Annotated in this window: 21 protein-coding genes and 1 pseudogene; 16 read left to right on the top strand and 6 right to left on the bottom strand. The window is 72.7% G+C overall.

Annotation, left to right across the window (positions count from 1 at the left end):
* Positions 1–16 precede the first annotated feature (16 nt).
* Complete coding sequence (locus FH608_RS41645; protein WP_139636255.1) at positions 17–406, top strand: GntR family transcriptional regulator; 390 nt, start codon at positions 17–19, stop codon at positions 404–406.
* On the top strand, positions 406–1,548 hold the full coding sequence (locus FH608_RS41640) for a DUF1648 domain-containing protein (protein WP_139636253.1): 1,143 nt from the start codon (positions 406–408) through the stop codon (positions 1,546–1,548). The genes FH608_RS41645 and FH608_RS41640 overlap by 1 nt, the downstream gene beginning before the upstream one ends.
* A gap of 54 nt (positions 1,549–1,602) precedes the next feature.
* On the opposite strand, the gene FH608_RS41635 is transcribed toward FH608_RS41640, so the two are convergent.
* The 3 genes from FH608_RS41635 to FH608_RS41625 all read right to left on the bottom strand — a co-directional run bounded on the left by FH608_RS41635 (position 1,603) and on the right by FH608_RS41625 (position 4,030).
* Positions 1,603–1,965: a YybH family protein gene (locus FH608_RS41635; RefSeq protein WP_139636251.1), complete on the bottom strand. Its 363-nt coding sequence runs from the start codon at positions 1,963–1,965 to the stop codon at positions 1,603–1,605.
* Positions 1,966–2,094: 129 nt separating this feature from the next.
* On the bottom strand, positions 2,095–2,709 hold the full coding sequence (locus FH608_RS41630; protein ID WP_139636249.1) for a histidine phosphatase family protein: 615 nt from the start codon (positions 2,707–2,709) through the stop codon (positions 2,095–2,097).
* 79 nt (positions 2,710–2,788) lie between these two features.
* Positions 2,789–4,030, bottom strand: coding sequence for a PEP/pyruvate-binding domain-containing protein (locus tag FH608_RS41625; protein ID WP_139636247.1), 1,242 nt, complete (start codon positions 4,028–4,030; stop codon positions 2,789–2,791).
* Positions 4,031–4,090: 60 nt separating this feature from the next.
* Here FH608_RS41625 and FH608_RS41620 point away from each other — a divergent pair, with 60 nt between their 5' ends.
* The 3 genes from FH608_RS41620 to FH608_RS41610 all read left to right on the top strand — a co-directional run bounded on the left by FH608_RS41620 (position 4,091) and on the right by FH608_RS41610 (position 5,759).
* Complete coding sequence (locus tag FH608_RS41620; RefSeq protein WP_139636245.1) at positions 4,091–4,486, top strand: DNA-binding protein; 396 nt, start codon at positions 4,091–4,093, stop codon at positions 4,484–4,486.
* Complete coding sequence (locus FH608_RS41615; RefSeq protein WP_139636243.1) at positions 4,483–5,118, top strand: transcriptional regulator; 636 nt, start codon at positions 4,483–4,485, stop codon at positions 5,116–5,118. The genes FH608_RS41620 and FH608_RS41615 overlap by 4 nt, the downstream gene beginning before the upstream one ends.
* Positions 5,119–5,249: 131 nt before the next feature.
* Positions 5,250–5,759, top strand: a complete 510-nt coding sequence (locus FH608_RS41610) for an alpha/beta fold hydrolase (RefSeq protein WP_139636241.1) — start codon at positions 5,250–5,252, stop codon at positions 5,757–5,759.
* Between the two features lie 307 nt (positions 5,760–6,066).
* On the opposite strand, the gene FH608_RS41605 is transcribed toward FH608_RS41610, so the two are convergent.
* On the bottom strand, positions 6,067–7,248 hold the full coding sequence (locus FH608_RS41605) for a cytochrome P450 (RefSeq protein WP_139636240.1): 1,182 nt from the start codon (positions 7,246–7,248) through the stop codon (positions 6,067–6,069).
* Positions 7,249–7,336: 88 nt separating this feature from the next.
* Here FH608_RS41605 and FH608_RS41600 point away from each other — a divergent pair, with 88 nt between their 5' ends.
* Positions 7,337–7,939, top strand: a complete 603-nt coding sequence (locus tag FH608_RS41600) for a TetR/AcrR family transcriptional regulator (protein ID WP_139636238.1) — start codon at positions 7,337–7,339, stop codon at positions 7,937–7,939.
* Positions 7,940–7,996: 57 nt separating this feature from the next.
* Here the strand turns inward: FH608_RS41600 and FH608_RS41595 are convergent.
* A pseudogene (locus tag FH608_RS41595) lies at positions 7,997–8,209 on the bottom strand (VOC family protein); the annotation flags it as partial.
* Between the two features lie 272 nt (positions 8,210–8,481).
* Between FH608_RS41595 and FH608_RS41590 the strand changes: the two are divergent.
* The 8 genes from FH608_RS41590 (at position 8,482) to FH608_RS41555 (ending at position 16,994) form a co-directional block, all read left to right on the top strand.
* Entirely contained in the window at positions 8,482–9,672 is a 1,191-nt protein-coding gene (locus FH608_RS41590) for an NAD(P)/FAD-dependent oxidoreductase (protein ID WP_139636236.1), read from the top strand.
* Positions 9,669–10,559 carry an RNA polymerase sigma factor SigJ gene (sigJ, locus tag FH608_RS41585; protein ID WP_139636234.1) on the top strand — a complete coding sequence of 297 codons (891 nt, stop codon included), beginning with the start codon at positions 9,669–9,671 and terminating at the stop codon, positions 10,557–10,559. Before FH608_RS41590 ends, sigJ begins: the two co-directional genes overlap by 4 nt.
* 369 nt (positions 10,560–10,928) lie before the next feature.
* The gene (gene rox, locus FH608_RS41580; protein WP_226900390.1) at positions 10,929–12,353 is read left to right on the top strand and encodes a rifampin monooxygenase; all 1,425 of its coding nucleotides are present in this window, start codon (positions 10,929–10,931) and stop codon (positions 12,351–12,353) included.
* Positions 12,354–12,464: 111 nt separating this feature from the next.
* Positions 12,465–12,668 (top strand): DUF4236 domain-containing protein, encoded by a 204-nt coding sequence (locus FH608_RS41575; RefSeq protein ID WP_226900369.1) that lies wholly within the window; start codon positions 12,465–12,467, stop codon positions 12,666–12,668.
* A gap of 150 nt (positions 12,669–12,818) precedes the next feature.
* Positions 12,819–14,192, top strand: a complete 1,374-nt coding sequence (locus FH608_RS41570) for a serine hydrolase domain-containing protein (RefSeq protein WP_139636231.1) — start codon at positions 12,819–12,821, stop codon at positions 14,190–14,192.
* A gap of 76 nt (positions 14,193–14,268) precedes the next feature.
* Positions 14,269–15,285 carry a sensor histidine kinase gene (locus FH608_RS41565; protein ID WP_139636229.1) on the top strand — a complete coding sequence of 339 codons (1,017 nt, stop codon included), beginning with the start codon at positions 14,269–14,271 and terminating at the stop codon, positions 15,283–15,285.
* Complete coding sequence (locus FH608_RS41560) at positions 15,282–15,872, top strand: response regulator transcription factor (RefSeq protein ID WP_139636227.1); 591 nt, start codon at positions 15,282–15,284, stop codon at positions 15,870–15,872. Before FH608_RS41565 ends, FH608_RS41560 begins: the two co-directional genes overlap by 4 nt.
* A gap of 48 nt (positions 15,873–15,920) precedes the next feature.
* Positions 15,921–16,994, top strand: coding sequence for a hypothetical protein (locus tag FH608_RS41555; protein ID WP_139636225.1), 1,074 nt, complete (start codon positions 15,921–15,923; stop codon positions 16,992–16,994).
* An 80-nt stretch (positions 16,995–17,074) separates the two neighbouring features.
* Here FH608_RS41555 and FH608_RS41550 read toward each other — a convergent pair whose 3' ends face one another.
* Positions 17,075–18,160: a helix-turn-helix domain-containing protein gene (locus tag FH608_RS41550; protein WP_139636223.1), complete on the bottom strand. Its 1,086-nt coding sequence runs from the start codon at positions 18,158–18,160 to the stop codon at positions 17,075–17,077.
* 99 nt (positions 18,161–18,259) lie between these two features.
* Here FH608_RS41550 and FH608_RS41545 point away from each other — a divergent pair, with 99 nt between their 5' ends.
* On the top strand, positions 18,260–19,516 hold the full coding sequence (locus FH608_RS41545; protein WP_193318928.1) for an MFS transporter: 1,257 nt from the start codon (positions 18,260–18,262) through the stop codon (positions 19,514–19,516).
* A gap of 321 nt (positions 19,517–19,837) precedes the next feature.
* Positions 19,838–20,989 (top strand): MFS transporter, encoded by a 1,152-nt coding sequence (locus tag FH608_RS41540; protein ID WP_139636219.1) that lies wholly within the window; start codon positions 19,838–19,840, stop codon positions 20,987–20,989.
* The last annotated feature ends 72 nt before the right edge of the window (positions 20,990–21,061 follow it).

Here is a 21,061-nt window from a genome sequence, read left to right as displayed (position 1 = left end):
CAGATAGAGTGACGGGGTGCAGCTGACCCTTGACCCCGACAGCGAGGTCTCGATCTACCAGCAGATCCGGGATCGGATCGTGGAGGCGATCGCCAAACGGCAGGCGCGCGAAGGCGACCCGCTACCATCCACACGGCAACTGGCCGCGGATTTCGGAATCAACTTCCATACCGTGAACAAGGCCTACGACCTGCTACGACAGCAGGGCGTCATCCGGATCAACCGCAAGAGTGGCGCGGTCGTACGACGTGACGCCACCACCGGCCCCCCTGAGGCGGCCTTTGTCAATGACTGGGAGGAACGCATGCGTGTGCTGCTGGCGGAAGCCACCGTTCACGGCATGGACCGGCAGGATGTGCTCCGCCGGTGCGAGGCCCTGCTGATCTCGTTCGAGGAGGGCGTGTGATGCCGTTCCTCTACGCCGATCTGCTCCTCATCGCGCTGGTCACGTCCTTGATGCTGGCCCTTCCGGCACTGGCCAGGCCCACGCTGCCGTTCGGCGTGCGCGTGGGCGTCCAGCGGGTGGATGATCCCGCCGTCATCTCCGCGCGACGGCTCTACGCTCGCCTGATCGTCCTGGTTGCCGTGCTGGGTGCGGGGACGTCGATCCTGGTGCTGCTGGTCACGGGATCCGCCATGGCGATCGGCGTCACCGCGACGGCGGTGATCGTCGTGGACCTGCTGCTGTTCTCCCGGGCTCATCAGGCGGTCCGCACCGCCAAGCTCTCCGGCGGGTGGGCCGCCGAGCGGCGTCAGGGCGTCACGGTGGACACCACCTTCCGCACCGACCCGGTGCGCGTGCCGTGGCGGTGGGGCCTTCCCGCCCTGGTCGTGCTGCTGCTCACCCTGGGCGTCGGCTGGGCCCGCTACGCCGGGCTGCCCGCGACGCTGCCGTCGTTCCTCGGGTACGGCACAGCGTCCGTGCAGCGGGAGCCCACAACCGTGCTGAACGCCTTCCAACCGGTGATCTACCAGCTCGCCATCACTGTGATCGTCCTGGCGACGGTCCTGGCCGCGCTCCGTGCCCGCCCCGACCTCGACGCCGCCAGGCCCCGGGGCTCAGCCCGCCGCTACCGCGTCTACCTGCGCGGCGTCGCGGCGATGTCCCTGCTGTCCGCCGCCTGCCTGAACCTGGGCCTGTTCTTCGCGGCCCTGCGGCTGTGGGAGATCGTCACCCCCGCGCCCATCTGGCAGGCGGCCGTGTACGCACCGCTCGCCGTGCTGTTGGGCGGCTGGCTCATGTGGGAGATCACAGTGGGTCAAGCCGGGCACCGGCTTCCCGCTCTGCCTGGCGAGGAAGCGGAGGACTCCGGGGTCGGCCAGCGCGACGACGACCGCCATTGGTTCCTCGCCGGCGCCGTCTACGCCAACCGCCGCGACCCGGCCCTGCTCGTGCACGCCCGTCTCGGCTCTTCCTCGTGGACCCTCAACCTGGGCCATCCCATCGCCTGGCTCCTGCTCGGCGCTCTCACCGTCGCCCTGCTCGTGTTCGCGGGTCTGGCGCTGGCAGGCGCCGTCGATCTGCCGGAGAAGCACGGCATCTTCTGACGCCATCGGACGCGGCCACGCGCTCTCGCAGCCGCCGTCCGCAACGACGGCCCCCTACCCCGGAAGCCTGGGCTGATCGATCACCCACAACCACGTACCGTCGGGCTGGAGGCGCGCCACCTCGACGGTGACGCCACCGTCGGCCAGGCGCACCGAGGTGAGGGCCAGGTCGCCGCTCCGCAGCGTCGGCTGCTGCTGCCCGGGCTCGAAGGTGGGCCCGTCCGCAACCAGACGCTCGTACGCCCGGCGGATCTCCGCGCGGCCCGTGGCGACCGTGCCGTCCGGCAGCGCGAGCACCGCATCCGGTTCGTACAGCGCCACCAGCCCTTCGACGTCGCCCGCGTTGAGCCGCTCCACGACGAACCGGCTGAGATCTTGTGGCTGCTCGGCGCGCTTCCGGACATCATCACTGCTCACTACCTGCGGCTCCCTTCAGATCAGGCCACGTGGTTCCTGACGGCAAGCGATCATGCCAGACGTGTACGACAGATCAGCGCATGGTCGGCCGTTACGACGGTCCGCCCTCCCGGGCCGAGGGTGCGAACCTCACGCCCGCACGCCGTCGGGGAAACCGGTCCAGCGCAGGTCCGCCGGAAGGTGGCTCATGTCGTTGAACATCACGATCGTGGGCGGCAGCGCCGTACGGTACTCGATGACCGTCAGCGCGGTGTTGGCGCTGTTCAGCCCCAGCCACCGGGACGGCGGCGCCTCCAGCGCGTGCCGCACCAGCCACGCGATCGGGTAGGCGTGCGTCACCAGGACCTCGTGCGTGTCGGCCCGGGCTCCCCGCGCGTCCGGTTCGGGAACCCTCGCGAACCGGGCGACCAGCGCCTCGGCGAGCCGGTGACCCTCGGCCGCTTCGGCGGCGTCGTAGCCGTCGAAGAAGCCGGCCCAGGACGGGGGCGTCTCGGCCGGTTCGGGGACGTAGGGGACGTGGTCGATGAGCTCGGCGGCCTCGGTCACGGGCACCTCCGGCAGGTGCCGGGCCAGCTCGTGCGCGCACGCCTCGGCACGGGGCAGCGGGGAGTGCCACACGGCGTCGATCGGCACGCCGGCGAGTCGCGCGCCCAGCAGGTCCGACTGGCGGCGTCCGAGGTCGGTGAGGGTTCCGAACGCGTCCGCCGCGCCGTGACGTGCCAGGTAGAGGTGTCGGGTCGCCATCTGTGGGTCGGGACGGCGGTGCCCGTACGGGGCCGCCCGCCCTGCTCCTTTCACGTCGGGGTCGGGGTGTGACCGGCGGTTACGCGCCGGTCGGCGTGACGGTGCCGGTGGTGCCGTCGATGGTGACGGGGGTGCCGTCGTGGAGCCTGCTCGTCGCGCCCCGAATGCCGAGGACGGCGGGGATGGCCTGCTCGCGGGCGACGATCGCGGCGTGGGACAGCACGCCGCCGGTCTCGGTGACGACACCGGCGGCGATGCGCAGCAACGGCGTCCAGGCGGGGTCGGTGAAGGGGCAGACCAGGATGTCGCCCGGGTGCACGCGGGCGAAGTCGCCGGGGCCTCGGACGATCCTCGCGGTGCCGGTGACGGTCCCGTGGCTGCCAGGCGTCCCGGCGAGAGTCGCGGCGGCGGCCTCATGGGCGGCTGTGGTTTCGGTGGGAATCGTGGCGACTGGGGCTTTCGGCGGGGGTGCGGCGGTGACCGGTCGTGCCTGCAGAGCCCAGACGCGGTCCTCGACGATCGCCCACTCGATGTCCTGTGCTCCGCCGAGCACGGCCGCGATCTCCCCGCCCAGCCCGGCGAGCCGGGCGGCGGTCGTGTCGTCGATCGCCGGTCGGCGCCGGTCCTGCTCGGGCAGGTCGCTGACGACGAGCCGGGCGCCGTGCCGGTCGAGCCGGGTCCGCTTGTCGCCGGCGGTGCGGGTGACCGTGCCGTCCCCCGCGACAAGGTAGGCGTCAGGGGTGACCGTGCCTCCGACGACGCTGGGGCCCAGGCCCCAGGACGCCTCGATCCGGATCGCGTCGCCCGGGTCGGCCGGTGTGAACATCACCCCGGACACCTCGGCATCCAGATGGCGCTGGACGATGACGGCCATGGCGAGCCCGGCGGGCGGGCCGGTGGCGTCGCGGTAGGCGGCGGCACGGGGAGACAGCAGCGAGGCCCAGCAGCCGCGTACGGCGTCGGCGACCCGGGCGGCCCCGCGTACGGCGAGGAAGCTCTCATGCTGGCCGGCCGCCGATGCCCGGCCGGTGTCCTCGCCCGCCGCCGATGATCTCACCGCCACGGGCGCATCACCCAACCGCCCAAGCCCGCGCCCCAGCGCGTCCACCAGCGTGGCGTCGAGCGGGCGGGCCTCGACCGCCCGCCGCACCGCGCCGAGGTCATCCGGCTCGCGGTCCAGGTCACGGACGGCGGCGAGGTAGGCGGCGAACGGCACGACGAAACCATCAGGAACCGGCACACCCGCGCGGAGCAACGCGCCGAGCGCGGCGGCCTTGCCCCCGCACGTGTCGGCCACGGCGTCCATGAGAGGCACGATCATCCGCTCCAGCCTTTCAACGATTCGTTGACAATAATTTGTTGAGTATGCATCCTGGATGGCATGCCACGCAATGAGGACATCTCCCACGGCGCGCACGCCGACCACGCCGCGGCCCGACAGGAGAAGGACGCGCGTGAGCGGCTGCTGAGCCTCGGCGCGGACGCGCTCGACGCCCGCCCGTGGCGGCCCCCGCCCGCCCCGCCGTCGGCGATCGACCTCCTGCAGTACGCCGTCTGGCGCAACGCCGACCTGGCCCAGGAGGACATCATGAGCGCGCTCACCCTCCTGCCCGCCGCCCGAGCCGAGGCGGAAGGGCTGGAGTCCGCCCTGCTGTTCATCGCCCGCTGCTCCGGTCTGACCTGGGCCCAGATGGCGCAGGCGATGGGATTCAACTCCCCGCAGGCGTGCCAGCAGCACTACACCCGACTGACCGCACGACAGGACGCCGATTCGTGACCTCAGACTCCCCGCTCGCTCTGCTGGCCCTGCACGCCGTACGCATCACCGGGTTCGCGGACACGCCGGCGCTCGCCCGGCGCTACGGTCTCGACGCGGCCGAGACGAAAGAGACGCTGCTCGACGCCGAGGCGCGCGGCTGGGTCGAGCACACCGCCTTCGCCGACGCCGAAGGCTGGTCGCTGACCGAGGCGGGCCGGGCCGAGAACGAGCGGCAGCTCGCGGCCGAGCTCGAACGCGCCGGCGGCGCCGGCGAGGTCCGTGACGTCCACCGCGAGTTCCTGCCGCTGAACGCCCTGCTGCTACGGGCCTGCACCGACTGGCAACTCCGGCCCGCCGCCGGCGATCGGCTCGCCGTCAACGACCACTCCGACCCCGCCTGGGACGCCAGGATCCTCTACGAGCTGGCCGGCATCGACCGCGCGCTCGGGCCGCTCATCGACCGGCTCGGGAGCGTCCTGACCCGCTTCCGCGGATACGACACCCGCTTCACCGCGGCCCTGGTGCGCGTACGGGACGGGGAGGTCGCCTGGGTCGACCGCACCGACGTCGACTCCTGCCATCGCGTCTGGTTCGAGCTGCACGAAGACCTCATCGCCACGCTCGGCATCGACCGGCACGCCGCCGCCTGACCATCGGGCCCAGGTCGGCGGATCGCGGCGGGGAAGTCAGGGCGGCCCGAGTACGTCCGGGGTGATCAGGGCGCGGGCGGTGGCGGCGAAGTAGTCCGCGGGGGGCGATCGAGGCCACCTTCACCGAGCCGGTGAACGTGCTCGGCATGTCCACGGGCGGCTCGCTCGCCCTCCAGCTCGCCGCCGACCACCCCCAGCTGATCGCCCGCCTGGTTCCGGGTGGAACGGCATGCACGCTCGGGCCGATCGGCAAACGTGCCCAGCGTGCCTACATCGACCGGGCGCGACGCGGACAACGCCCGAGCCCCGCGCTGGCCGAACTGGTGACCGGGTCGGCGATCGGCCGAGCCCTCATCAAGACCGCCAGGCTGGCCGACGGCCGCAAGGACCACACCGACGCCGCCACCATGCTCAACGCCGAGGACGGCTACGACCTGCGCGGGCGACTGCACGACGTCAAAGCCCCCACGCTGCTGATCCAGAGCGAGAAGGACGTGGCCTACCCGCTGGAACCGGCCCGCCGGACCGCTCGCGGCATCCCCGGCGCGCGCCTGATCACCTACCCCGGCAGAAGTCACGCCGCGACGTTCACCGACAAGCGGTTCGCGTCAGACGCGCCGGCCTTTCTCCTCGATGGCTGACCAACCGCCGACGTGGTCCTGGCCACCGCTGATCGCATCGAACCGGCCCTGTCGGCGCACTGCGTTCCCAAGAATTCGTCCTGTCCCGCCGAAGCTCTTGGACCGCAGGACCGGCGAGCACCACGCGAAGATCGCCCCGAACACCCCCTCCAAGGCCACAGGGACGCCGACCACGTCGACCGCAACGGCAGCTCGCGGCGGCGCTCGGCCATGCCGCCCCCGTCGAGGGCGCGGGCCATCGCCGGATGCATCCGGCCGAAGACCGGCCGGCGCAGGTTCGTCTTCCCGCCCGTCTTCGTCATGGCGGTCACCAGGCGACGGGCAGCGCGGTCAGGCCGCCGGTCAGGACGTGCGCGTTGAAGGTCAGCTCCTCCGGCGCACAGCCCAGCTTCAGGGTGGGGAGGCGGGCGGCCAGCTGGGAGAAGACCACCTGGAGCTCGATCCGGGCCAGGGGCGCCCCGATGCAGTAGCGGGCGCCGTGCCCGAAGGTCAGGTGCGGTACGGCGGCGCGGCCGATGTCGAAGCGATCGGGGTCGGTGAACGCGGCGGCGTCGTGGTTGGCCGCGCCGATGTCCAGCAGCACGAGGTCTCCCTCCCGTACGTGCACCCCGGCGATCTCGAGGTCGGTACGCGCGTAGCGGGGGATGCCGCCGCCGCCCAGACCCGGCGCGCGCAGGATCTCCTCCACCGCGGCGTCGATCCGGGACGGGTCCTCGACCAGGGCCTGCCACTGCCGCGGATGAGCCAGCAGCCACAGCGCGCCCTCGTCGATCGCGGCGACCGTGGTCTCGTGCCCGGCGAACAGCAGGAACATGCCCATCGCGGCGGCCTCGTCGTCGCCGACCCCCTCGGTGGCGGCCAGCCGGGAGATCACGTCGCCGTCCGGGCGGCCCTCGGCCCGCTTGCGCGCCACCAGCTGCTGACCATAGACGAACAGCTCGGCCAGGCCCTGCTCGGAGCGGGCCCGGTCGGTGACGTCGCCGGCGGCCTGGGTCCAGGCCCGGAACTGGGCGCGGTCCTCGTACGGGACGCCGAGCAGCTCGCAGATGACCGCGATGGGCAGCGGCAGCGCCAGGGCGGCGTGCAGGTCGGCGGGTGGGCCGGCCGCGGCCAGCTCGTCCAGCAGGCCCGCGGTGAGCGCCTCGACGCGGCCGCGCAACGCGCGCATCCGCCTGGGCGAGAAGTGCGGCTGCAGCAGCGACCGCATGCGCCGGTGGTCGGCCTGCTCGGTGTCGAAGTCGCCGAGCGGGCCGCCGAACAGCGCCGACTCCCCGGTCCGGGAGGCCTTGTCGGGCTCGCGATGAGCACGGCCGAGCCGGTCGTCGTCCAGCAGAGCGCGCACCTCCTCGTACCCGGTCACCTGCCAGCCCGGGTGGCCGACCGCGGTGCGGATGGCATGAATGGGGCCACGGGCCTGGAGCCGGCGCAGCAGCGGGGCGGGCCGCAGGGGATGGGCCTGCTCGTACGGCAGTTGGGCGGGGGCGGACACGGCTCCTCCACGAGGTAGACGCAGATTTGTATACTTCGGCGTCTATAAAGCTACATGTATACTTTGACTTCTACAAGTGGAGGGCTGGATGAGCAACCCCGAACCCGACGCCGCGACCGTCCCGGCCCCGCCGGTGCGGCGGCTGCGCCGTGCCGAGCGGCGCGAGCAGATCCTCGACGCGGCCACCCGCGCCTTCGCCCGCGCCGGATACGCCACCACCGGCCTTGATGACATCGCCGCCGAGGCCGAGCTCACCCGGGCCATGCTGTACCGGCACTTCGAGTCCAAGGCCGACCTGTACCGGGCCGTGCTCGACCGGGCCTGCACGCGGCTGGCCGAGGCCACCGGCGAGGACGACTTCGACGACGATGCCATCCCGGCCCTGCTACGCGCCGCCGCGGCCGATCCCGACGGGTTCAAGCTGCTGTTCCGCCACGCCGCCCGCGAGCCCGAGTTCCGCGACCTGATCGACTCGATCACGGCCGCCTCCCGCGAGGTCGGCCGCCGCAACCTCGCCCGCGTCATCCCCGAGGGGCCGTGGCTCGACTGGGCGGCCGACCTGATCCCGGGCTTCACCCTGGAGGCCGTCATCGCCTGGCTCGACGCCGGCCGGCCGGACCCCGACCAGGCCGCCGAGCGCATCGCGGCGGCCGTGCACGGCGTCATGGCCGCCGCCCACCCCACCTTGTGACAGTTCCTCGCGCTTTCGTGGGTCGGTTGATCCGGTGTGAGAGCCGTGCGGGCCGGCTCACGCAGGTGCGCTGGTTACGCGGACGAGGTTGCCGGCGGGATCGCGGAAGGCGCAGTCGCGGACTTCGTAGTCCTGGTCGATGGGCTCTTGGACCACATCGGCACCCGCGGCCTGGAGGCGGTCGAAAAGCCCGTCGAGGTCGTCGGTGGCCGGCGTGATGGCGGTGTGGACGCCCTTGGCGATGAGTTCCAGGATGGTGCGGCGCGCCTCGCCTCGGCCTCCACAAGCGCCTGGCCCTCCCGACACGCGCCGCCGCCGCCGACATCTGCCCCGTCACCGGGCGGGGCCGGCTGTCCTGTCCACGCCCCGAGTACCCGTTCGAGACCGCCGCCGAAGCCGGCCCCGCCCAGCGCCGCCGCACCCGCTGATCCGACACCGTCCCGGTGCCCGCGCGATTCCGCCAGACAGGACCGTTTCGAGGGCGGGGCGGGTCATCACGTCGTGTGATGTCACGTCCCGGCGATCAGCGGTGTCCTGAGGGCATGACGGAACACAGCACACTGCACAGGGTCGTGGTCATCGGCGGCGGTTACGCCGGAACGCTCGCGGCCAACCGTCTCCGGGCGCGCGACGACGTCGACATCACGCTGGTCAATCCACGCCCGGAGTTCGTCGAACGCATCCGGCTGCACCAGTACGTGGCCCGTACCGGCGACGCCACGATCGACTACGGCACGCTGCTCGGCGAGGGCATCCGCCTGGTCGTCGACAGCGTCACGCGCATCGACACCGCCGCCCGCGCCGTGCGGCTGGCGTCGGGCCGTATCCTTGACTACGACCACGTCATCTACGCGGTCGGCAGTACGGCGGCGACACCGTCATCGGTGCCCGGTGCGGCCGAGTTCGCGTACGACATCGCCGAGTTCGAGTCCGCGCGGCGGCTGCGCGCCAGGCTGGAGGAGTTGCCCGTCGATGCTCCGGTCACCGTGGTCGGCGGCGGGTTGACCGGCATCGAGACGGCCGCCGAGCTGGCCGAACAAGGGCGCGCGGTCACGCTGGTGTGCGGCCGCGGCCTGGCGCCGACGTTCAGCGCGCCTGGTCGCCGATACATCGCCGCCTGGCTGTCGCGGCACGGGGTCGCCGTTCTGGAGTCCGCCGCGGTGAGCGAGGTGCGGACGGACGCGGTCGTCCTGAGCGATGGTGGGGTACGTGCGAGCGCTCTGACCATCTGGACGGCCGGGTTCGGCGTGCCGGGGCTGGCGGCGGCGAGCGGGCTGCGCACCGACGCGCTCGGCCGGCTCCTCACCGACGAGACGCTGACCAGCGTGGACGACGACCGCGTCGTCGCGGCCGGCGACGCCGCCGCACCGTCGGGCCGGCCGCTGCGGATGAGCGGGTACGCCGCCGGTCCGCTCGGGGCGCAGGCCGCCGACACCGTGCTGAGCCGTATCGCGGGGACCGAACCGGCGGTGATCGACCTGGCCTTCACGGGGGCGTGCGTCAGCCTCGGCCGGCGCGCCGGCATCCGGCAGCTCGCCCGCAAGGACGACACCGCGGTGAACCTCTACATCGGCGGCCGCATGGGCGCGGTGATCAAGGAGGTGACCTGCAAGTTCGTGGTGGCGAAGCGGATCCGCCGCGAGGCGGGCAAGCCGGGTTCGATGGGCTGGCCCAGGGGCGGCCCGCGCCCCGAGCAGCCGGCCTCCGCCGCGCGGGTGGTCACCTCCCCGTGAGCGCCGACGAGCACGCCGAGCGGTTCACCCTGCTGCGGCCGCTGCTGTTCACGATCGCCTACGAGATCCTCGGCTCGGTGACCGAGTCCGACGACGTGCTGCAGAACAGCTATCTGCGCTGGGCCGAGGTGGACCTCGCGACGGTGCGGGACACCAAGTCGTACCTGGCGCAGCTGGTGACCCGGCAGGCGCTCAACGCCGTGCGGACGAGCGCGCGCCGGCGCGAGGACTACATCGGCTCGTGGCTGCCCGAGCCGCTGCTGCTGGAGGAGAACGACGCCTCGGCCGACGTGCTGCTCGCCGAGTCGGTGTCGATGGCGATGCTCGTCCTGCTCGAAACGCTCACCCCCGATGAGCGCGCGGTGTTCGTGCTGCGCGAGGTGTTCGGCTTCGAGTACCACGACATCGCCTCGGCGGTGGGCAAGTCCGTGACGACGGTGCGCCAGGTGGCGCACCGTGCCCGCGAGCACGTACGGGCCCGGCGCAGGCGCTTCGAGCCCGTCGACGCCGCCACGACCGCGCGGATCACCGAGCAGTTCCTGACCGCGGCGGCCACCGGCGACCTGGAGGGGCTGCTTGCGCTGCTCGCGCCGGACGTCACCTGGACCGCCGACAGCGGCGGCAGGACCACCGCGGCCCGCCGGCCGGTGGTGGGCGCGGAGAAGGTGGCCGCGGTCCTCATGAACCTGTTCCGGCTGGAGCGGCTGGCGAACCTGCGGATGGAGAGGGTCAACTGCAACAACACACCGGCCATGGTGCTCAGCGGCGAGCGGCTGGAAGGCGTCTTCCTGATCGAGATCGCCGACGGGAAGATCACCAACTTCTACGCCATCCGCAACCCGGACAAACTTCTCGCGGTGGCATTCCCGCGTCGAATCAGCCGGTAGGAGCCTCGGCGCGGGGGCCGTACCGGCCGGGCCGCCACGCACGGGCCCGTTTCGGGACCATGATCAGGTGGCCGGGAAATGATTGGACGGGGTGATGCTCGGGCTTGTAGCTTGCGGGTGACCGTGACGCCGCCCGAGGAGGTGAGACCCATGAACGCTGTATCGATGTGGGTGCTCCCCCTTCCCGTCACGGCCGGGCGATTGACGTAGGTGTCGCCGGGAGCGCCTCGCCAGCAAGGCACTCCCCGAAGGGCAACACCTATGCACTCTGCGCAGTTCACCGCCGAGCCGCCGTCGAACAAGGGGGTCGAGCGCGGCGTCCCCGATGCGCTCCGGTCGCCGGCCTCCGACGCCGATCGCACGCTTCCCATGTTCGATGTGATCATCGCCGGGTGCGGGCCGACCGGCGCGATGCTGGCCGCCGAGCTCCGGCTGCACGACGTGCGGGTCCTCGTTCTGGAGAAGGAGACCGAGCCCAAGTCGTTCGTCCGCATCGTCGGTCTGCACATCCGCAGCCTCGAACTGATGGCGATGCGCGGACTGCTGGATCGCGTTCTCGAACACGGACGACGGCGTCCGGCCGGCGGCTTCTTCGCCGCCATCCCCAAGCCCGCGCCCAAGGACCTGGATTCCGCGCACGCCTATCTGCTGGGCATCCCGCAGCCGGTCATCGAGCGCCTGCTCGAAGAGCGTGCGATCGAGCTCGGTGCGCAGGTCCGGCACGGGTGCGCGGTGGCCGGTTTCGAGCAGGACGACGAGGGTGTGACCGTCGAGCTGGCCGGTGGCGAGCAGCTGCGCGCGCGCTATCTCATCGGCTGCGACGGCGGGCGCAGTACGGTGCGCAAACTGCTCGGCGTCGGCTTCCCCGGCGAGCCCTCGCGGGCCGAGACGCTGATGGGCGAGATGGAAGTGGGTGCGCCGCAGGAGGAGATCGCCGCCAAGGTGAGCGGGATCCAGAAGACCGAGAGGCGATTCTGGCTCAGGCCCTTCGGCGAAGGCGTCTACAGCGTCGTCGTCCCCGCCGCGGGAGTCGGCGATCGCGCGACTCCGCCCACCCTCGACGATTTCCGGCAGCAGTTGCGCGCCATCGCCGGAACGGATTTCGGCGTGCACTCCCCGCGCTGGCTGTCCCGCTTCGGGGACGCCACCCGGCTGGCCGAACGCTATCGGGTCGGGCGGGTGCTGCTGGCCGGCGATGCGGCACACATCCATCCGCCCATCGGCGGGCAGGGTCTCAACCTGGGCGTTCAGGACGCGTTCAACCTCGGCTGGAAGCTGGCCGCACAGATCCGCGGCTGGGCGCCGGAAACCCTGCTGGACACGTACCACGCCGAACGCCACCCGGTCGCCGAGGACGTGCTGGACAACACCCGCGCCCAGACGGAGCTGCTGTCGGCCGGACCGGGCCCGCAGGCCGTGCGCAGGCTGCTCACCGAACTGATGGACTTCGACGAGGTGAACCGCCATCTCATCGAGAAGATCACCGCGATCGGCGTCCGCTACGACTTCGGCGACGGCCCCGACCTGCTCGGCCGCCGCCTGCGCGACATCGACGTGAAACAGGGCCGCCTCTACGGCCTGCTGCACCGCGGCCGCGGCCTGCTGCTGGACCGCACCGAACGCCTGACCGCCGGCGGCTGGTCGGACCGGGTCGACTACCTCGCCGATCCCACCGCGGCGCTGGATGTTCCGTGCGTCCTGCTACGCCCCGACGGTCACGTCGCCTGGATCGGCGACGACCAGCAGGACCTGGACGACCACCTCTCCCGCTGGTTCGGCAGGCCCGCCGACTGATCTCGCCGAGCAGGGGAACGGTACGGGGCTGTTTGCCGCCGGGATACCTAATCGTGACCAAACCCGATATGTCGTGCTTTGCTGGGTAGGTGGGGGTCTCGCGAATTCTCGATGGAGGAATCCGAGATGGGCTGGAGCTACCGAAAGTCGATCAAGGTCGGCCCGTTCCGGCTGAACCTGTCCCGCGGCGGCGTGGGACACAGCTGGGGCAACCGGCTGTTCCGGGTGACCCGCACGGCCGACGGCCGCCGCACGCTGTCGATCAACCTGCCCGGCGGCCTGCACTGGCGCAAGACCCTCAGCCGCCGAGGCTGAGCGCACGACATACGCACGGGCCGGGGGCGAGAGCCTCCGGCCCGTGGCCGTGCCGCCGGAAAAGCGCCGCCGGAAAGGTCCGTGGGCGGGGTGGGCTTCACCTCGGTACGGGCTCAGGCGGTGGCGGGCGAGCCGCTAGTCTTGTCGGCCATGACCCAGGACGCGGTGCGGGAGGCGACGGCGCGCGCCTTGTTGCGCAGGCTCGCCGTCGAGCAGGCCGAATGCAGGGTGCCGTCGCTGACGGCCGCGATCGTGCGCGACGGGCGGACGGCCTGGTTCGGCGCCCGGGGCCGGGTGGAGGGGGCGCCGCCGACGCCCGCCACCCAATACCGGATCGGGTCGATCACCAAGAGCATGGTCGCCGTCGTGGTCATGCGGCTGCGCGACGAGGGCGCGCTGCGGCTGTCCGACCCGCTGGAGGAGCACCTGCCGGGCACGGCACTCGGCCGTCTGAGCATCGCCCAGCTGCTGTCGCACACCTCTGGCCTGGCCGCCGAGCCGCCGACCGCCTGGTGGGAGCGCACGCCGGGCATGCCCGCCGCCGAACTGCTGGAGCGGCTGGGGCCTCAGGAGTTCAAGCACCGGCCCGGCCGGCGTTTCCACTACTCCAACGTCGGGTTCGCCGTGCTGGGCGAGCTGGTCGCCCGGCTGCGCGGCACCACCTGGCTCAAGGCGGTGCAGGCCGAGGTGCTCGACCCGCTGGGCATGCACGACACCACCGCCCGGCCGCGCGCCCCGCACGCCACCGGCTACGCCGTCCACCCGTACGCCGATGTGGTGCTGGCCGAGCCGGAACACGACGCCGGCGCGATGGGGCCGGCCGGGCAGCTGTGGTCCACGCCCGGAGACCTGGCGCGCTGGGCGGCGTTCCTCGCCGGTGAAGGCACGGGTGAAGGCACCGGTGAAGCCGCCGGCGAGGGCGGCGGGGTGCTGAGCGGCGAGACGCTGGCGGAGATGCGTGAGCCGGCCGCCGTGGAGGACGGCGACGCCTGGAGCGCCGGCATGGGGCTCGGGCTCCAGCTGGCGCGGGTGTCGGGCCGGCGCCTGGCGGGCCACACGGGGTCGATGCCGGGGTTCCAGGCCGCGGTGTGGGCCGATCCGGCCGACAGGGACGGGGTGCTGTTCCTGGCCAACACCACCTCGGGGCTGAGCGGCAGCCTGACCACCGACCTCCTGGACATCCTGCACGAGTACGAGCCGCGCCTGCCGGACGAGTGGGAGCCGGTCGCGGCCGATCCCGCCCTGCTGGCGCTGACCGGGGTGTGGTACTGGGGGCCCCGGCCGTACCGGTTGAGGTTGCTGCCCGATCGCGCGCTGTCGCTGGAGCCGGCCGCGAGCGGCGGGCGGGCCTCGCGGTTCGTGCCCCAGGACGACGGCACGTGGCTGGGGCTGGACGGGTATCACGCCGGGGAGACGCTGCGGGCGGCGGCCGATCATCTCGATCTCAACACGTTCGTCTTCACCCGCACGCCCTACGATCCGCAGGCGCCGGTGCCGGGCGGGGTCACCGGCTGGCACGCCTGACCCCGGGCGCCGCCACTCCCCCGCGTGTGACATTCGTCAGGTTCGCCCGGCCCACCGCACCGGCACAATACGGCGTATGCGGCGAAAAGTGTGGCATCTGGCGAGCCTGGCGTTCCTGGCATGGCCGCTGTCCTCGCTGGCAGAGGGCGGAGCGGAGGTCTGGCCGATGGCGGGGGTGGCCGCGTTCGCCGCCCTCTACCTGTGGATCGTCTGCTCGGGCAGGGCCGCGTGGTGGCAGGTCGCGATCCTGGGGGCGGGCGCGGCGGCGCTGACCCCGGTGCTGGGCGAGCTGTGGGTCTTCGCGGCGCAGTTCTACGTGATCACGGCCGCGGCCGTCGTCTTCGAGCGGCGCGCCAGGCTGGCGGTCTGCGCGGTGTCGGTCGCGGCGGCCGCAGCGGCGATCCTGCCGTCGCGGCAGTGGTGGATTCCGCTGCTGGCCGCGATGTACGCCGTCGCGCTGGACGCCTTCATCCAGCTGGAGCGGGCCCGCGCCCGGGCCGAGCGGCTGGCGGTGGAGAACGAGCGGCTGCGCTTCGCCCGGGACATGCACGACATCCTCGGGCACAACCTGTCGGTCATGACGTTGAAGAGCCAGCTCGCCGCCCGTCTGGCCGGCACCGACCCGGAGCGGGCGCGCGGCGAGATGCGGCAGGTGGAGGAGCTGTCGCGGCAGGCCCTTGAGGACGTGCGCGACGCGGTCGCCGGATACCGGGCGCTGTCGCTGGACGAGGAGCTGGCCAACGCGCGGCGGGCGCTGGAGTCGGCCGGGGTGCGCGTGGAGGTGACGGCCGATCAGGTGCCGGTCGCCGCGCAGTCGCTGCTGGCGTGGGTGATCCGCGAGGGCGCCACCAACGTCGTACGGCACAGCCGCGCCGCCTGGTGCGGCATCCGGCTGGGCGTGGCGGACCGGCTGGCGTACGTGGAGATGGCCGACGACGGTCGCGGACCGCACGAACGCGACCCCGTACGCGGCAGCGGGCTGCGCGGCCTGGCCGAACGCCTGGAGGCCGCGGGCGGGACCCTGCGCTGTGGCGCGGGGCCGGGCCAGGGCTACCTGCTGCGGGCGGCGCTGCCGGTGACGGGGACGGCGTGATCAGGGTGCTGCTGGCCGACGACCAGCACCTCGTACGGCAGGCGATGGCCGCGCTGCTCAGCTTCGAGCCGGACATCGAGGTGGTCGCCGAGGTGGAGCGCGGCGACCTGGTGGTGGCCGCGGTGGCCGAGCACCGCCCCGACGTGGTGCTGCTCGACATCGAGATGCCCGGACGCGACGGGCTGTCGGTCGCCGCCGACCTGGACGTGAAAGTGATCATCCTGACCACGTTCGGCCGCCCCGGCTACCTGCGCAGGGCCATGGACGCGGGGGTGTCGGGGTTCGTCGTCAAGGACGCCCGCGCCGAGGAGCTGGCCGCGGCCATCCGGGACGTGTGCGCGGGCGGGCGTGTCGTGGACCGCCGCCTGGCCGCCGCGAGCAGGACCACGGGCGCGTGCCCGCTCACCGCACGCGAGCGGGCGGCCCTGCGGGCGGCGGCCGGGGGCGGCACCATCGCCGACGTGGCGGCCCGGCTGTTCCTGTCCCCCGGCACGGTGCGCAACTACCTGTCGGCGGCCATCCGCAAGACGGGGGCGCGCAACCGGGCGGAGGCCGCGCGGATCGCCGAGACCAACGGCTGGCTTTGACGACATTTGTCACTTTTTACGGCGTTCGTGCCTCGGGATCCTGGTTCCATGGTGAAACGATCTCTTCCCGCCTGGGGACTGATGGTGCTGTCCCCCCTCGTGGCGGAGTTCCTGCTGGGCAACCTGCCGATCACGATGCTGCCCGCGCTGCTGGTGCTGGCCCCCTTCTACGGCGGAGCCGCCGTGCTCATCAGGGAGACCGCCCGCCGCCGCGGCCTGGGATGGGGTCGGGTGCTGCTGCTGGCGCTGGCCTTCGCCGTCGTGCAGGAGGCCTTCGTGACGCGGTCGCTGTTCGACCCCGGCTACGCGGGGATGGCGCTGAGCGGCCAGGCCTGGATCCCGGCGCTGGGCATCAGCGCATGGTGGGCGGTGTTCGTGCTGACCATCCACGCGGTGTGGAGCGTGTGCGTGCCGATCGCGCTGGCCGAGACCCTCGCATCCGCCCCCGCCGGTCGCTGGTTGTCGCCGGTGGTGGCCGGTGTCCTGTTCGTGCTGGGGGCGGCGGGGTCGGCGCTGACCACCGCCACGCCGTACGCGCTGAGCGCGCCGCAGATCGCCGGCAGCGCCGCCGTCATCGCCGCCCTGGTGGCCGCCGCGCTCATCCCTCTACGCCCCGGCGGCCGCCGTACCGGCTCGCCCGAAACCGCACCTGACGAGGGCACCGGCCTGCCGAGGAGCACGCCGGACGAGGGCAGAGGCCGGCTTACCGGCTCGCCGAGGAGGAGCGCGCCGGGCGGGGGCGTGGTCTTCTGCGCCTCGCTCGGCGTCACCTCCGCGTTCTGGGGGCTGACGATGGCGCTCGACGTGCTGGGCGCGGCCGTGACGGTCGCCGGTTACCTGGTCCTCGTGTCGGCGTCGCTGCTCGTCGTACGCCGATGGTCGCGCGGCGGCGGGTGGGGGCCGGTCCAGGTGTTCGCGCCGGCCGCCGGAGCCGTGCTCACCTACGCCTGGCACTCCTTCGTCCAGCCGCCCGCCGTGCCCGCCCCGCCGGCCGTGGACCTGCTCGGGAACGCGATCTTCACGCTGGCCGCGCTCGTGCTGCTGGCCGCAGGATGGCGGCGGCTGCGCCGCGAGCGGCCGGCGCGGAAGGGGTCTTCGACGTGCTCGCGGACCACAGCCTGACTCCGACCCCGCCCGGCGCCGCATCGGCCGCCCGCCCCGCCCCACCGGACAGGCCCGCCTGACGGCCCTGGGCGCACTCGTCAGCGCAGGACGGCCGCCAGCAGGTCGGCCCCCAGCGCCGTCAGATCGGGCAGATTGACGGAGTAACGGACGTAACGGCCCTGCCGCCGGGCCGTGAGCAGGCCCGCGCGGCGCAGGACGGCGAGGTGGCGGGAGACCTCCGGGGGTGAAAGTTCCCATGCGTGGGCCAGCTCACCGGTGGTGTGCGGGCCGCGGGCCAGGGTGCGCAGCAGCCGCAGCCGTACCGGATGCGCGAGTGCCTCCAGCCGTAGCGTGACCGTTTCCAGCGATACCGGCTCCGACGGGCTCGGCTCGGCGACGGGGTACTGCAGCACCGGCTGCCAACCGGTCGCGTGGACCGCCACCAGGTGGGGGCGGCCGAAGACGGTGGGGAGGAAGGTGATCCCGGTGCCGTGGGCGGTGGTCGCGTTGTCCTGCAACTTGTCCACGACGATGCAGTCGCCGTCCGGCGCCAGGGTGACGGAGCTGGAGATCGACGCGAGTGCCGCCCCGATGCCCTGGCGCTTCAGCAGGTCGTTCTTCAGGCGCAGGTCGGTGGCGAGCCGCACGGCGACGCCCGCCCAGGCGGCGTCGAAGAAGGCCTCGGCGCACTGTTCGAGGGTGTCACGCACCCGCGCCCGCACGGCTGCGGGGTCCGCGAGCAGCCGTTCCGCGAAGGCCTCTTGGAGCGCGCCGCGGGCCTGGGCGAGGTCCAGGGCCCGCTCGCGCGCCGTCGCGTCGGCGAGCGGTGACGGCGCGGCGAAGTGGACCCGGTTGCTGCCGCACGTGGTGATGAGCGCGGCGGTCACATAGGTCTCGTCGTCGATCCGGTCGACATCGTCCAGCTCCTCGGCGAGGGTCGGCCGGGGACGGGCGGGAACCAGGAAGTCGGCTCGCGAGGAACGCCAGAGGAACTCCGCCTCCCTGAGCCGCTCGGCCAGCTCCGGCCGCAGCCCGGCCCAGACGTCCCCGGCCCAGCCGGCGAGCTGCGGGTGATGCCCGGGTTCGGCCAGCACGTGCAGCATCGCGGTCAGCTCGGCCAGCGGGGAGGCCGCGAACCGCAGCCGCGCGGACGGCAGGCCGCCGATGTCGATCCTCAACGCCATTCCCTCATTCTCGCTGGTCGAATGGCCGGCGACCGCGTCGGTTGACGGTATCCGTCAATCGACATGGCCGGCCCGCCCGCTGAACGCACCGTTGACGGCATGGCAACCACCACCAAGATTCGGGCGCGCGCCCTCGTCCGTGCCTCCGGAGGCCCCCGCTATGCCGTCGCCCTGGCCGTGGACGCGCTCGGCACCGGCTTGTTGCGGCCCTTTCTGCTGCTCTACGGGGTGACGGTGCTGAGGCTGTCCGCGCCGGCCACCGGCATCGCGATGACGGCCGGCGTCGTCGTGGCTCTGGCGTGCATGCCCGCGGTGGGCCGGTGGCTGGACCGGGGCGCACGCAGCGCGGTCGTGGCGGCGTCGATGCTGGTGCGGGTGGTGGGCGTGGTACTGCTGCTGGCCGCGCCGGCGGGGCACGTCTGGCTGTTCGCCGGGGCGGCACTCTTCCTCGGCATCGGCAACCAGGCGTGGCCGGCCGCCCATGCGGCTGTCGTGGCCACGGTCGCCCACGGCCGTGAACGCGACGCCGCCCTCGCGGCCGGCCGCGCCCTGCGCAACGCCGGCCTGGGCGCGGGCGCCCTCCTCGCCGCCGCATGCCTGGCGGGCGGCACCACCGCGCTGCAGGCGCTGGCAGCCGTCACGGGGCTCGCCTATCTCGCTGCGGCGGCCCTGGCATGGTCGGTCCATCTGCACGCGCGTCCGGCCGCTGCTCCGGCCAGGGACAGCGCCGACGGGCCCGCACCTCGGATGCGCGCGCTGCTGGCCGCCAACGTCGTCTACGTCTTCTGCCTCAACGTCCCCGAGGTCGCGCTCCCCCTGGTCCTGGTGACCCGGCTGCACGCATCCCCGGCGTGGTCGGCGGCCGTCTTCGTGGCGAACACGGTGCTGGTGGTCACCCTCCAGGTGCCCGTGACCGTCCTGATGTCCCGCTTCTCCCGGCGGACCGTGCTGGCTGTCGCCGGCGTGGTGCTCGCCGCGTCCTACCTCGGCTTCCTCGCGGCCACCTCACTGGGACACGGCTGGGCTGCCCCGGCCGTCGCCGCGGTCTCCGTGGTCTGCACCATCGGCGAGATCATCTATGCCGGCAGCGCCACCGCGCTCGTCACCGCCCTCGCCCCGGCCCCTGTCCTGGGACGCGCCCTCGCCCGCTTCCAGCTCTCCACGGGCTTCGGCCTCGCCGTCTCCCCGGCGGTCATCACCGTTCTCGCCTCCCACGGCTCGGCCGCCCTCTGGGGCGGCCTCGCCGCCGCGACGCTCGTCTCCGCCTCCGCCGTCGCCACCGAGAAGGATCAAGGATCCCCTGGCGGAGCCGTGGCCGGTGGCGGACCGTCTCGCCCAGCAGCCAGGGATCGGTGATGCGGTTGGTGGTGGACCAGCAGAGCTCGTACGGCGGTGCGGATCAGCTCGCTCGGGGACCCGGGCACGCCGGTGGTGAGAGCGGTGAAGAGGATGCCCAGCCGTCGCTCCACATCAGCCCAGGACGCTACCGCTGCCGGCACCGATACCATGATCAGCTTCACCGCCAACGATCCGCTGAGCCGATGTATTCGGTTGCGGTGGAAGTGGTGAGCTTGGTGGGGTATCTGCATGGACGGTGCCACCGAGCAGGTGCGATGGGCGAGAACTGGACGAGGCCGTAGGACCACGCGGCGACCGGCTCCATGGCACAGACACGCGGTGCTCGGGGCCCTGATGCTGGCCGCCCTCACCTTCAACACCGCCGAGAACCTGCCGGTCGGACTCCTGGAGCTCATCTCCGAAGACCTCCGGGTGTCCCTGTCAGCGGTCGGTCTCCTGGTCACCGGCTACGGCGTGACGGTGGCCATCGCATCGGTGCCGATCGCCCAGGCCGTCCGCTCCGTGCCCCGACGCCATGTGCTCGCGGGACTGCTCGCCGCGCTCGTGGTGTCCAGCCTCGTTGCGGCGCTGGCCACCTCCTACTGGCTGCTCCTCGTGGCGCGACTGCTGACCGCGCTCGCCCAGGCGCTGTTCTGGGCCGTGATGGGGCCGGTCGCGGTGGGCCTGTTCACGCCCGGAGTCCGGGGCCGTGTGGTCGGGGCGCTGTCCGTCGCCGGTTCGCTCGCCCTCGTGCTCGGCGTTCCCGCCGGGACCTGGCTTGGCCGGCAGAGCAGCTGGCAGGTGCCCATCGCCCTGCTGGCGGCCCTGGGGCTGGTCTCCCTGGTGACGATCGCCGTCCTGCTGCCGACCTCGCGCCCGGAAGAAGAGCCCGCCGCCTACGCCGCCAGTCCCGACGTGCGGCGGTTCGGCACGGTGCTGGCGGCCGGAGCCTTGTCCGCCACCGGGGCGTTCACGGGATACACCTACATCGTGACGTTCCTGGGAGACGTGAGCGGGTTCTCCCCGGGCACGGTCAGCGTCCTGTTCGTCGGTTTCGGTGTCGCGTGCCTGGCCGGGGTGAGCATCACCGGGGCGTTCCTGGACCGTTTTCCGCAGTCCGCGCTGGCCACCGCCGTGGCCACGCAGGCGGTGGGCATGCTCGGCCTGTACGCGTACGGCGCTCATCAGGTGGCGGCGGTGGTGTTCCTGATATTGATGGGCGGTGCACTGGGGCCGGTGTTCATGACCACGCAGAACACGATGCTGCACTGCGCGCCGGGCCGCACCGACACCGCCCTCGCGGCGAACTCCGGCGCCTACAACGCCGGCATCGCGGCGGGTGCCGCGCTCGGGGCACTGGTCATACCGCTCGCCGACGTACGCGGCACCTTCCTCGTCGGCGGCCTGTTGACCGTCGGGTCCTGCGCGACCCTCCTCGGCGGCCGGCTGCTTCGTGGGCGCCGTCCTTCGGAACGCTCAACACCGATGTGAGAAATTCGGGTTGCGATTCCCGCCCGGCTGAGTGTTACGGTGGCCTGCTTTGCTCCGATCGGAAGGAAAGCA

This window comes from Nonomuraea phyllanthi (assembly GCF_006334985.2).
Lineage (GTDB): Bacteria > Actinomycetota > Actinomycetes > Streptosporangiales > Streptosporangiaceae > Nonomuraea > Nonomuraea phyllanthi.
Note: the sequence above shows the minus strand (reverse complement) of the source record. Positions and strands in the feature narration are given on the sequence as shown.

Bases quoted from the DNA above. Each gene is read 5' to 3' on its own strand.
- FH608_RS41545 (WP_193318928.1), top strand. From the start codon at position 18,260: ATGGCAACCACCACCAAGATTCGGGCGCGCGCCCTCGTCCGTGCCTCC.
- FH608_RS41565 (WP_139636229.1), top strand. From the start codon at position 14,269: ATGCGGCGAAAAGTGTGGCATCTGGCGAGCCTGGCGTTCCTGGCATGG.
- FH608_RS41550 (WP_139636223.1), bottom strand. From the start codon at position 18,160: ATGGCGTTGAGGATCGACATCGGCGGCCTGCCGTCCGCGCGGCTGCGG.
- FH608_RS41575 (WP_226900369.1), top strand. From the start codon at position 12,465: ATGGAGGAATCCGAGATGGGCTGGAGCTACCGAAAGTCGATCAAGGTC.
- FH608_RS41630 (WP_139636249.1), bottom strand. From the start codon at position 2,709: ATGGCGACCCGACACCTCTACCTGGCACGTCACGGCGCGGCGGACGCG.
- rox (WP_226900390.1), top strand. From the start codon at position 10,929: ATGTTCGATGTGATCATCGCCGGGTGCGGGCCGACCGGCGCGATGCTG.
- FH608_RS41590 (WP_139636236.1), top strand. From the start codon at position 8,482: ATGACGGAACACAGCACACTGCACAGGGTCGTGGTCATCGGCGGCGGT.
- FH608_RS41600 (WP_139636238.1), top strand. From the start codon at position 7,337: ATGAGCAACCCCGAACCCGACGCCGCGACCGTCCCGGCCCCGCCGGTG.
- FH608_RS41555 (WP_139636225.1), top strand. From the start codon at position 15,921: ATGGTGAAACGATCTCTTCCCGCCTGGGGACTGATGGTGCTGTCCCCC.
- FH608_RS41625 (WP_139636247.1), bottom strand. From the start codon at position 4,030: ATGATCGTGCCTCTCATGGACGCCGTGGCCGACACGTGCGGGGGCAAG.
- FH608_RS41570 (WP_139636231.1), top strand. From the start codon at position 12,819: ATGACCCAGGACGCGGTGCGGGAGGCGACGGCGCGCGCCTTGTTGCGC.
- FH608_RS41620 (WP_139636245.1), top strand. From the start codon at position 4,091: ATGCCACGCAATGAGGACATCTCCCACGGCGCGCACGCCGACCACGCC.
- FH608_RS41640 (WP_139636253.1), top strand. From the start codon at position 406: ATGCCGTTCCTCTACGCCGATCTGCTCCTCATCGCGCTGGTCACGTCC.